At 70.9% G+C, this 12,103-nt stretch carries 6 protein-coding genes and 1 riboswitch; of the genes, 4 read left to right on the top strand and 2 right to left on the bottom strand.

What is annotated here, in order from left to right; all coding sequences use genetic code 11:
- Positions 1-34 precede the first annotated feature (34 nt).
- Both MUY14_RS11710 and MUY14_RS11705 read left to right on the top strand, forming a co-directional pair.
- Positions 35-1,432, top strand: a complete 1,398-nt coding sequence (locus MUY14_RS11710; RefSeq protein ID WP_247022998.1) for a hypothetical protein — start codon at positions 35-37, stop codon at positions 1,430-1,432.
- A gap of 52 nt (positions 1,433-1,484) precedes the next feature.
- A complete protein-coding gene (locus tag MUY14_RS11705) occupies positions 1,485-2,636 on the top strand; it encodes an FAD-dependent monooxygenase (RefSeq protein WP_247022997.1) in 1,152 nt (383 codons plus the stop codon).
- Here the strand turns inward: MUY14_RS11705 and metH are convergent.
- On the bottom strand, positions 2,618-6,247 hold the full coding sequence (metH, locus tag MUY14_RS11700; protein ID WP_247022996.1) for a methionine synthase: 3,630 nt from the start codon (positions 6,245-6,247) through the stop codon (positions 2,618-2,620). The genes MUY14_RS11705 and metH overlap by 19 nt on opposite strands.
- Before the next feature lie 14 nt (positions 6,248-6,261).
- Positions 6,262-6,340: riboswitch (S-adenosyl-L-homocysteine riboswitch) on the bottom strand.
- A gap of 295 nt (positions 6,341-6,635) precedes the next feature.
- Between metH and MUY14_RS11695 the strand changes: the two genes are divergently transcribed.
- Positions 6,636-7,493: an LLM class F420-dependent oxidoreductase gene (locus tag MUY14_RS11695; RefSeq protein WP_247022995.1), complete on the top strand. Its 858-nt coding sequence runs from the start codon at positions 6,636-6,638 to the stop codon at positions 7,491-7,493.
- Positions 7,494-7,574: 81 nt separating this feature from the next.
- Here MUY14_RS11695 and MUY14_RS11690 read toward each other — a convergent pair whose 3' ends face one another.
- Positions 7,575-8,960, bottom strand: a complete 1,386-nt coding sequence (locus MUY14_RS11690; protein ID WP_247022994.1) for a sugar porter family MFS transporter — start codon at positions 8,958-8,960, stop codon at positions 7,575-7,577.
- 252 nt (positions 8,961-9,212) lie between these two features.
- Between MUY14_RS11690 and MUY14_RS11685 the strand changes: the two genes are divergently transcribed.
- Positions 9,213-11,939, top strand: coding sequence for a cellulose binding domain-containing protein (locus MUY14_RS11685; protein ID WP_281506285.1), 2,727 nt, complete (start codon positions 9,213-9,215; stop codon positions 11,937-11,939).
- Positions 11,940-12,103: the final 164 nt, after the last annotated feature.

The raw sequence follows: 12,103 nt of genomic DNA, 5'->3' as shown, positions 1-12,103 counted from the left end.
GACACACCCCGTTCCCCGACGTGAGGACCCGAGGATGATCCGCCTGCCCGCACTGGCCGTCGCCGCGCTCACCACCACCGCGCTGCTGACCGGCACGGCCCACGCCGCGAGCCCGCCGTTCACCGCTTCGGTGTTCCGGGCGACGCACAACAGCTATTCGGGCAACGTCGACGGCGCCAAGAACTCGATCGCCTACCAGCTCGACCACGGCGTCCGGTTCATCGAGCTCGACGTCCACGACAACGGCTACGCGAGCACCCACGACTACGGGGTCGGCCACGACTCCCCCGGCAACCTCGTCGACCACAGCGGCGGCAACCCGGCGTCGAACGACCTGCGCGACTGGCTGACCGCGGTGAACACCTGGTCGGCACAGCACCCGGCCGCCGCGCCGATCGTCGTCATGCTCGACCTCAAGGACAACCTGACCGACAACCCCTCGTTCGCGGCGGGCAACCTCACCGCCGTCAACCAGGAGCTGGAGTCCGTCTTCGGCAGCCGGCTGCTGCGGGCGCAGGACTACCCCGCCGGGCAGCCGACCGTGGACGCGCTGCGCGGGCGTGTGCTGCCGCTGCTGTCCGGCGACGGCACCAGCCGCGCCGAGTACAAGAGGGACGTCGGCTACCACCCCGCGGTCGCGCTCAACGGGCGTGGCCAGCTCGTCGAGGTGCACGACTCCGGCGGCGGCGCGCTCTGGTACTGGACGGGCACCTACGGCGCCGACGGGCGGGTCACCTGGCTGCGGCACGGGAAGTACGACAGCGGGCAGACCCCGGCCGTCGCGCTGAACGACAACGGTGACCTCGTCGAGGTCCACCAGTCGCAGACCGCGACCACGCTCTGGTACCACGTCGGCAAGCTCGGTGCGGACGGCGAGCTCACCTGGCAGGCCTCCCACCAGTACGACAACGGCGTGCAGCCGACCGTCGCGTTCACCGACGCGACGCACCTGCGGGAGATCCACCAGAGCCAGAGCGGCAGCCAGAACTGGAACTGGACCGGCACCCTGTCGGCCACGACGGTCGCCTGGACCGGCAACGCCAAGACGTCCGACGCCCGCTTCGCCAAGGACACCGCCACCAGCGGCTCCCGGCGCGTGCGGGTGTGGACCGGCGCCGACGGGCCGACGCCGTCGAACACCCTGCGCGCGGACACCGCGGGCGTCACCGGCGACCGGATCCGCTACCGGCAGGTCGCGTTCGACGAGTTCCAGCAGGGCGACAGCGCGGAGCTGCAGCAGGGCGCGCTGTTCTACGGCGCGCCCGCGACGGAGTCGGCGTTCATCACCTCGGCCCGCCAGTCGGGCAAGCTCGTCCGCGGCTGGGACTTCGACTCGGCGAGCCAGGCGACGACGCCGCTGGCGAACTACCCGGCGACGAACCACCCGTACGACGCCTGGTACCAGTCGCTGCTGACCGGCGCCGCCGAATAGCCGTCAGCGCTTCGTCAGGGACCGGTAAGCGTCCCTGGCGAAGCTCGGCGGCATGAAGAACCTCACCGTCCTGATCTCCGGCGCCGGCATCGCCGGTCCCGCGCTCGCCCACTGGCTGACCCGCTACGGCTGCACCGTCACCGTCGACGAACGCGCTCCGGCGGTGCGGCCCGGCGGGCAGGCGGTCGACTTCAAGGGCGCCACCCACCGGAGCGTGCTCGACCGGATGGGCATCCTCGACGACGTCCTCGCGCGCCAGACCGGCGGGCAGGACCAGACGATCATCGACGCCGCCGGCAAGCCGCAGGCGGTCATCCCCGGCGAGTTCACCGGCGGAGACATCGAGATCCGCCGCGGCGACCTGGCCGAAATCCTCTACGCGCACAGCGACTGCGAATACCTCTTCGGGGACACCATCACGGCGCTGACCGAGACCGCGGACGGCGTCGACGTCACCTTCGCCACCGCCGAGCCGCGCCGGTTCGACCTGGTCGTCGGCGCCGACGGCATCCACTCGAACGTCCGGCGGCTGGCGTTCGGCCCGGAACGCGACTACGTCGAGTACCTCGGGTACCACTACGCGCTGGCCGAGCTGGGCGAGGACGTCGCCGACGGCGACGCGGTGATGTACAACGAGCCGGGCCGGATGACCGCCGTCGGCGGCCCGAAGGCGTCGGCGTTCTTCGTCTTCGCCTCGCCGGAGCCGGCCTACGACCGCACGGACACCGCGCGGCAGCGGAAACTGCTGGCCGACGCCTACCGGGGAGCCGGCTGGCGGGTGCCCGAACTGATCGCCAAGGTCCCCGAAGCCCGCGAGTTCTACCTGGATTCGCTCAGCCGCGTCACGATCGACCGCTACTCCCGCGGCCGCGTCGTGCTGCTGGGCGACGCGGCCTACGGCAACACCCTCGGCGGGTTCGGGACCGGGCTGGCGCTGGTCGGCGCGTACGTCCTCGCCGGGGAGCTCCTCGCCGCCGGCGGCGACCACCGCGTGGCCTTCGCGCGCTACGAAGAACAGTTCCGCGGCTACGCCAAGATCTCGCAACGCGGCAGCGCGGGCCCGTTCCTCGCGCCGCCGTCACCGCTGCGGATCAAGCTGCGGGACTGGACGTTCAAGTCCCGCTTCCTGCTCGGCCTGATGCTCAAGGCGACCGACAGGTTCGCCACCGACATCGAGCTGAAGGACTACGCCCCGGGCTCGTAGGCCAGGTTGGGGCGCAGCCATTGCTCGACCTCGGCGACCTCGACGCCCTTGCGGCGCGCGTAGTCCTCGATCTGGTCGCGGCCGAGCCGCCCGACGGTGAAGTACTTCGATTCCGGGTGCGCGAAGATCAGCCCGGACACGCTGGCCGCCGGCGTCATCGCGAACGACTCCGTCAGCGCCATGCCCAGCTCGTCCGACTCCAGCAGCTCGAACAGCTCCCGCTTCTGGCTGTGGTCGGGGCTGGCCGGGTAGCCGAGCGCCGGGCGGATGCCGCGGAACCGCTCCGCGTGCAGGTCCGCCAGCAACGGCTCGGCGTCCGGCTCGAACCAGTCGCGGCGTGCCCGCAGGTGGATGTGCTCGGCGAAGGCCTCGGCGAGCCGGTCCGCCAGCGCCTTGACCATGATCGCCTTGTAGTCGTCCTGCTCGGCTTCGTACTTCGCGGCGAGCTCGTCGGCGCCGTGGATGGTGACCGAGAAGCCGCCGAGGTGGTCGCCCGCCGGGGCGATGTAGTCGGCGAGGCAGCGGTTCGCGCGGTCCAGCGGCTTCGACGTCTGCTGCCGCAGCATCGGGAAGCCGACGTGCGCGTAGTCGCCGTCGAGCCGGATGTCGTCGCCTTCGCGGTGCGCCGGCCAGAACGCGTACGCGCCCTTCGCGCGGAAGCTGCCGTTCGCGATGATCTCGTCGAGCAGCGTGTTCGCGTCGTCGAACAGCTCACGGGCGACCAGCTGCTCCAGGATGGCCGGGTACTTGCCCTTGAGCTCCCAGGCGAGGAACAGGAACTGCCAGTCGACCATCTCGCGCAGCTCGGCGATGCTCGGCTCGACGACGCGGCGCCCGGTGAACGCCGGGGTCGGCAGGCCGTCGAACGACACCTTCTCCGGGTTCGCGCGGGCCTGCTCCAGCGTGAGCATCGGGCGGCGTTGCTTGTTCGCGTGCTGCTCGCGCAGCACCTCCTGGTCGGCCCGGTTCTTCTCGGCCAGCACGATGGACCGGTCCGCGTCGAGCAGGTCCGACACCACGCCGACCACGCGGGAGGCGTCCAGCACGTGCACGGTCACGTTGTCGTAGACCGGGGCGATCTTGACCGCGGTGTGCTGGCGCGACGTCGTGGCGCCGCCGATCAGCAGCGGCAGCTTCAGCCCGCGCCGCTGCATCTCGGTGGCGACGGCGACCATCTCGTCCAGCGACGGCGTGATCAGCCCGGACAGCCCGACGGCGTCCGCGCCTTCGGTGACCGCGGTGTCGAGGATCTTGCCGGCGGGCACCATCACGCCGAGGTCGATCACCTCGTAGTTGTTGCAGCCCAGCACGACCCCGACGATGTTCTTGCCGATGTCGTGGACGTCGCCCTTCACCGTGGCGAGCACGATCTTGCCCTGGCCGCCGGTCGAGGCGAGCCGGCCCTCCTGGCGCGCCTTCTCCTTCTCCGCCTCCATGAACGGCTCGAGGTAGGCGACGGACCGCTTCATCACGCGCGCGCTCTTGACCACCTGCGGCAGGAACATCTTCCCGGAGCCGAACAGGTCGCCGACGATCTTCATGCCGTCCATCAGCGGGCCCTCGATGACGTCGAGGGGGCGGGCCATCTGCTGCCGCGCCTCTTCGGTGTCGTCCTCGATGAAGTCGACGATGCCGTGGACCAGCGCGTGGGACAGCCGCTCCCCGACCGTGCCTTCGCGCCAGGTGAGGTCGACGACGCGCTTGGTGCCGCTGCCCTTGACGTTCTCGGCGAAGGCCACCAGCCGGTCGGTCGCGTCCTCGCGGCGGTCGAAGAGCACGTCCTCGACCAGTTCGAGGAGGTCCTTCGGGATGTCCTGGTAGACCGCGAGCTGGCCGGCGTTGACGATGCCCATGTCCAGGCCGACCTGCACGGCGTGGAACAGGAACGCCGAGTGCATCGCCTCGCGGACGACGTCGTTGCCGCGGAAGGAGAAGGACAGGTTCGAGATGCCGCCGGAGATGTGGACGCCCGGGCAGCGCTCCTTGATCCGGGGCAGGGCGTCGATGAACGCCTTCGCGTAGCCGTTGTGCTCGGCGATGCCGGTCGCGACGGCCAGGACGTTCGGGTCGAAGATGATGTCCTCGCCCGCGAAGCCGGCCTTCTGCGTGAGGATGTCGTACGCGCGGCCGCAGATCTCGACCTTGCGGTCGGCGGTGTCGGCCTGGCCCTGCTCGTCGAAGGCCATCACGACGACGCCGGCGCCGTAGTTGCGGATGGTGCGGGCCTGGGCCAGGAAGGGCTCTTCGCCCTCCTTGAGGCTGATCGAGTTGACCACGCCCTTGCCCTGCAGGCAGCGCAGGCCGGCTTCCAGGACGGTCCACTTGGAGCTGTCGACCATCACCGGGATGCGGGCGACCTCGGGCTCGGTGGCGATGAGGTTGAGGAACGTCGTCATCGCCTGCTCGGAGTCGAGCAGGTCGGCGTCCATGTTGACGTCGAGCAGGTTCGCCCCGCCGCGGACCTGCTCCAGCGCGACGTCCACGGCGGCCTGGTGGTCGTCGGACTCGATGAGCCGGCGGAACCGCTTGGAGCCGGTGACGTTGGTGCGCTCGCCGATCATCACGAACCCGGTGTCGGGGCCGATCCCGAACGGCTCGAGCCCGCTGAACCGGGTGTGCGTGCGCGGCGCGGGGACCTCGCGCGGGCCGATCCCCTTCGCGGCCGCCGCGATCTTCTCGATGTGCGCGGGCGTCGTGCCGCAACAGCCGCCGACCAGGTTGACCAGGCCGTCGCGGGCGAACCCGCCGATCAGCCCGGCGGTCTCCTCGGGCGTCTGGTCGTACCCGCCGAAGGCGTTGGGCAGCCCGGCGTTGGGGTGGCAGGCGACGTAGGCGTCGGCGATCCGGGCGAGCTCCTCGACGTGCGGGCGCATCTCCTCGGCACCCAGCGAGCAGTTCACGCCCACGACCAGCGGTTTCGCGTGCTCGATCGAGCTCCAGAACGCCTCGACGGTCTGGCCCGAGAGCGTCCGGCCGCTCAGGTCGACGATGGTCACCGAGATCCACAGCGGCAGGTCCGGCGCCACCTCCCGGGCGGCGGCGATCGCGGCCTTGCAGTTCAGGGTGTCGAAGATCGTCTCGACGAGCAGCAGGTCGACGCCGCCCTCGGCGAGGCCGGCGATCTGCTCCGCGTATGCGGCCTTGACCTGCTCGAACGTGACCGCGCGGTACGCCGGGTCGTCGACCTTCGGCGACAGGCTGAGCGTGACGTTGAGCGGGCCGATCGAGCCGGCGACGAACTTGCCGCCCGCTTCGTCGGCGGCCTGGCGGGCGAGCTGCGCGCCGCGGACGTTCATCTCGTGGACGTGGTCCTGCAGCCCGTAGTCGGCCTGGCCGATGCTGGTGGCGGTGAAGGTGTTCGTCGTGGTGATGTCCGCGCCCGCGGCCAGGTACTGGCGGTGGACGTCGAGGATGACGTCCGGGCGGGTGAGATTGAGGAGGTCGGGGTCGCCGGTGACGTCGTGGGTGTGCTCGCCGAAGCGGTCGCCGCGGTAGTCGGCGGGGGTCAGCCCGGCACCTTGCAACATGGTGCCCCAGGCGCCGTCCAGCACCGCCACCCGCTGGTCGAACAGCTCGCGCAGGCGCGCCTCGGACTCTCGCGGGGTACTCACCGGCAGCCTCCCTTTGTCGGGAGGCGCCCTTGGTTGGTCAATCCCGGCCGAGCGTGGCGGACCCGGTGGTCCGTTGCAGCGCCTCTCGGCCTGTGGTCCACGGTATCGGATCCCGGGCCGCGCACGCCATCCCGCCCCGCCCGGGCGTCCACTGGCTGGGACACTCTCCGTCCACAAAGGATTGACACGTCGCCTCCCCGTTCGGTCGCGGACCCACCCACCGTGCCCGTGACGCCCTCCGCCGCACTGCTCCCCGCCTGCGCACCCGCCGCGCGTCCAGAGCCGCTCGACCGGTCGTGGACCCGGTCACCAACCGTACTCGACCGGCGACCCCCCGCGAGCGAGCGGCAACCTTGAAAACTGAAACACGTTCTAATACGCTCGCTCCGTGGACTACGGAATCGTGCTGTTCACCAGCGACCGGGGCATCACCCCGGCGGCCGCCGCGCGTGTCGCGGAGGCCGCCGGATTCGCCACCTTCTACGTACCCGAGCACACGCACATCCCGGTCAAGCGGGAGTCACCGCACCCCCGCACCGGCGACGCGTCCCTGCCCGACGACCGCTACAGCCGCACCCTCGACCCGTGGGTCGCACTGGCGACGGCCGCGGCGGTGACATCGCGGATCAGGCTGTCCACGGCGGTCGCCCTGCCGGTGGAGAGCGACCCGATCACCCTGGCCAAGACGATCGCCAGCCTCGACCACCTCTCCGGCGGCCGCGTCACGCTCGGCACGGGCTTCGGCTGGAACGTCGACGAGCTGAACGACCACGGCGTCCCGGGCAACCGCCGCCGCACGGCGTTGCGCGAGTACCTCGAGGCGATGCGTGCACTGTGGACGGAGGAGGAAGCCGCCTACGCCGGGGAGTTCGTGTCGTTCGGCCCGAGCTGGGCGTGGCCCAAGCCGGTCCAGGCGCACGTCCCGGTGCTGCTCGGGGCGGGCCCGACGGAGAAGACGTTCCGCTGGATCGCCCGCCACGCGGACGGCTGGATCACGACCCCGGCGGACACCGACCTGGACGGGCACGTGGCGCTGCTGAACGAGATCTGGGCCGCGGAGGGACGCACGGGAGCGCCGCGGATCTGCGCGCTGGGCGAGCGCCCGGACCCTTCGCGGCTGGCGCACCTGGACGCGCTCGGGGTGACGGAGACGATCTTCGGGCTGCCGGACCGGGCGCCGGAGGAAGTGGAAGCGTGGGTCGGCCGCCTCGCCGGCAAGCTGGGCTTGGCCGCACCCGTGGGCTGAAGCCGGTTCGCGGAGGTCGCGAATGACTCATCCGGGACGTCCGAGGTCCCGGATGAGTCATTCGCGGCACCGCCGGGCGGGTCAGCTCTCGGCCGCCACCCCTTGCCGCGCCCGCAGGTCCAGCTCGATCTGCTCCAGCGAGCGGCCCTTCGTCTCCGGGACCAGCCACTTCGTGAGCCCGAACAGCACCACGTTGATGCCCGCGAACAGGAACATCGAGCCGCCGATGCCGAGGGACTTCGGGTCGGAGATGATCGGGAACACCGCGCTCACGATGCCCGTCGCGGCCCAGAGGACCACGCTGCTCACGCCCATGCCCGCCGCGCGGACCTTGAGCGGGAAGACCTCGGACATCATCACCCAGACGACCGCGCCCCAGCCGAGTTCGTAGCCGACCAGGTAGAGCACCATCATCACCAGCATCAGGATGCCGCGCAGAGACGTGTCGTGGACGTTGAGCACGACCAGGCCCGCCGCGGTGAGGGTCAGCACCATGATCACGTTGCCGATGAGCAGCAGCGGTTTGCGGCCCCAGCGGTCGACCACGAACACGACCCACGCGGTGAACAGGAACTTCGTCACGCCCAGCAGCACACCGGACAGCAGCGCCGCCTGCGTGGCGAAGCCGAGGCCGATGAGCATCGTCGGGAAGTAGGCGTTGATCGCGTTGACGCCGCTGAACTGCTGGCCGACCGCGAGCAGCACCGCGACGAACAGCATCGGGCGCACCCAGCCGGCGAACAGGTCGCGGAAGCGCGGCTTCTCCTCGGTGTCCATCCGGATGACGTCGCGGATGGTCGTGATCTCCTCGTCGAGGTTCACGGAGTTGCCGTGGGCGCTGGCCAGCACGCGCCGGGCCTCCTCCTCGCGGCCGTTCTTGACCAGCCAGCGCGGTGTCTCGGGCAGGAACGCCAGCCCGACGAGCAGGATCGCCGCGGGGACGATCGCGCCGGCGAACATCCAGCGCCACGCCGAAATCGGCCCGAGCCAGTAGCTGACCAGGAACGCGATCAGGATGCCGGTGACGATGAAGATCTGGTTCAGCGCGCCCATCGCGCCGCGCAGCCGCGCCGGCGCCAGTTCGGACAAGTACGTCGGGACCGTCGAAGACGAAAGCCCGATGCCGAGGCCGATGATCAAGCGGGACAGCACCAGCAGCGTGAACGTGGGCGAGAACGTCGCCGCCAGCGTGCCCGCGATGACGATCGCCGCGGCGACCATGATCGTGCGGCGGCGGCCGAGCGCTTCGTTGGTGCGGCTGGAGAACAGCGCACCGACGATGGCACCGACCGACAGGCTGGCGGTGATCACGCCCTTGTCCCAGCTGGTCAGCGCCCACAGTTTCCCGATGAACGGGAGCACCCCGGAGATGACGCCGAGGTCGTAACCGAAGAGGATGCCGCCGAGCGCGCCGAAGAAGTACAAAGTGGTCCGGCTGATGTGCCGCGCCGGGGCTGTCTGCGTCATTGCCGGGTCGCCTCTTTCGTAGGTCCAGTCCAGCCAGCGGGCACCACACTCACACGCCGGAAAAAGCCCGACAAGGCCGTGCGCGATAACAATTCAGTCACCTGATCGTCGTTCACATACGTGACACGCTCTCAAGCGCCTTCGAATCCACTGTGGACAGTGTCGGACGACGAAATCGTCGAACGCTTTACAACGTTCCGAACGCTGGTTTACCGTCCCTCTGGAAGCGCTCCCAGAGCCGTGGAGGCCGACGTGAGACGACTGCTTTCCCCCAGCGCACCCAGGGCTCGCCGGCTCCTCGCGGCCGCGCTCGCCCTCCTCCTGCCGGCCGCCGTCGCGATCACCGCCGGCGCGCCGGAAGCCCCCGCCGCCGCGGCGGCCTACACGTGGCGCAACGCCGAGATCGGCGGCGGCGGGTTCGTCCCCGGCATCGTCTTCAACCAGACCGAACCCGGACTGGTCTACGCGCGCACCGACATCGGCGGCGCCTACCGCTGGAACCCCTCGACCGGGCGCTGGCTCCCGCTGCTGGACTCCGTCGGCTGGACCGACTGGGGCCACAACGGCGTCGTCAGCCTCGCCACCGACCCCGTCGACCCGGACCGGGTCTACGTCGCGGCCGGGATGTACACCAACAGCTGGGACCCGAACACCGGCGCGATCCTCCGGTCGGCCGACCGCGGCGCCACCTGGCAGGCCGCGGCGCTGCCCTTCAAGCTCGGCGGCAACATGCCCGGCCGCGGCATGGGCGAGCGCCTCGCGATCGACCCGAACCGCGACAGCGTTCTCTACCTCGGCGCCCCGAGCGGCAACGGGCTCTGGCGCAGCACCGACTCCGGCGTCACCTGGGCGAAGGTGACCGCCTTCCCGAACCCCGGCACCTACGCGCCCGACCCGAGCGACCCGTCGGGCTACTCCAGCGACAACGAAGGCGTCACCTGGGTGACGTTCGACCCGTCGACCGGCACCCGCGGCAGCACCACGCAGACGATCTACGTCGGCGTCGCGGACAAGCAGAACACCGTCTACCGCAGCACCGACGGCGGCACGACCTGGGCGCGCCTGGCCGGCCAGCCCACCGGGTACCTGGCGCACAAGGGCGTCCTCGACCCGGTCGGCGGCTACCTCTACCTCGCGACCAGCGACACCGGCGGCCCCTACGACGGCGCGAAGGGCGACGTCTGGAAGTACGCCACGAAGACCGGTACCTGGACGCGGATCAGCCCGATCCCGTCCGACAGCACCGACGACTACTTCGGCTACAGCGGGCTGACGATCGACCGCCAGCACCCGAACACGCTCATGGTCGCCACGCAGGTGTCGTGGTGGCCGGACGTGATCTTCTTCCGCAGCACCGACGGCGGCGCCACCTGGACGCGGATCTGGGACTTCACGAGCTACCCCGACCGATCGCAGCGGTTCACCCAGGACATCTCTTCGGTGCCGTGGCTGACCTTCGGCGTCCCGGCCGCTCCCCCGGTGCCGTCGCCGAAGCTGGGCTGGATGACCGAGTCCGCGGAGATCGACCCCTTCGACTCGAACCACTTCCTCTACGGCACCGGCGCGACGATCTACGGGACGACCGACCTCACGAAGTGGGACAGCGGCGGGAAGTTCACGCTCAAACCGGTCGTCGGCGGCCTCGAGGAGACCGCGGTGCTCGACCTGATCAGCCCACCGTCGGGCGCTGCCCTGCTCTCCGGGCTCGGCGACATCGGCGGGTTCCGGCACGACAGCCTCGACGCCGTCCCGGCCACCATGTACACCCAGCCGGTCTTCACCACGACCGCGAGCCTCGACTACGCGGAGCTGACCCCGGCGACGATCGTCCGCGCCGGCACGCTCGACCGCGGCGCGCGGCCGAACGACAACCGGATCGCCTTCTCCACCGACGGCGGCAAGAACTGGTTCCAGGGCGCGGAGCCGTCCGGTGGCGCGAGCGGCGGCACGGTCGCCGCGGCCGCCGACGGCAGCCGGTTCGTGTGGAGCCCGGACGGCACCCCGGTGAACTACTCGGTCGGCTTCGGTTCGTCGTGGACGGCGTCCGCGGGCATCCCGGCCGGCGCGGTCGTCGAGGCCGACCGCGTCGACCCGAAGCGGTTCTACGGGTTCGCCGCCGGGAAGTTCTACGTCAGCACCGACGGCGGCGCGACCTTCACCGCGACCGCGGCCACCGGCCTGCCCACCGGCTCCGCGCACTTCAAGGCGATGCCCGGGGTGACCGGCGACGTCTGGCTCGCCGGCGGCTCCGGCACGGCGTACGGCCTCTGGCACTCGACCGACTCCGGAGCGTCCTTCACGAAGCTGAGCGGGGTCACCGAGGCCGACAACATCGGGTTCGGCAAGGCCGCCACCGGCCGGACGTATGCGACGTTATACACGATCGCGAAGATCGGGGGCGTGCGCGGGATCTTCCGGTCGGACGACGCGGGCGGATCGTGGACGCGGATCAACGACGACCGGCACCAGTACGGCAACATCGGCGCGGCGCTGAGCGGCGACCCGCGGGTGTACGGCCGGGTCTACGTCGGCACGAACGGGCGCGGCGTGATCGTGGGCGACTCCGGGGGCACCGAGCCACCGCCGACGACCACCACCACGTCCACCACTACGACGCCGACCACACCGCCCACGACGACGACCACCCCGGTGCCGTCGGGTTCGTGCACGGCGGCCTACACGGTCACGAACCAGTGGCAGGGCGGGTTCCAGGCCTCGGTCAAGGTGGGCAACACCGGCACGGCCGCGGTGGCCGGCTGGACGGTGGCGTGGACGTTCGCGGACGGCCAGCGCGTGACGCAGGCGTGGAACGCGCAGGTCACCCAGACCGGCACGGCGGTGTCGGCGGTGGACGCGGGCTGGAACAAGACGATCCCGCCGGGCGGCAGCGCGGAGTTCGGGTTCACCGGCACGTCCGGCACGGCGAACACCAGGCCCACGGCGATCTCGCTCAACGGCCGGGCCTGCACCACTTCCTGAGCCCGCCGGGGGGGGCGCGGGCGGGAAGGGGGTTTCAACCCACCCCCAGGCGGTTGAAACCCCCTCCCCGCGCCCCCAGTCCCGGACGTTCCGCCTGAGCAGCCGCAGCCTGCTCGGGCGATGTCCTGGTGAACACCACTCTCCCCGGTGCCGCCGACAGCCGC

It is taken from the genome of Amycolatopsis sp. FBCC-B4732 (assembly GCF_023008405.1).
GTDB lineage: Bacteria > Actinomycetota > Actinomycetes > Mycobacteriales > Pseudonocardiaceae > Amycolatopsis > Amycolatopsis pretoriensis_A.
The sequence above is the reverse complement of the archived record's forward strand: the minus strand, read 5'-3'. Positions and strand labels throughout refer to the sequence as shown.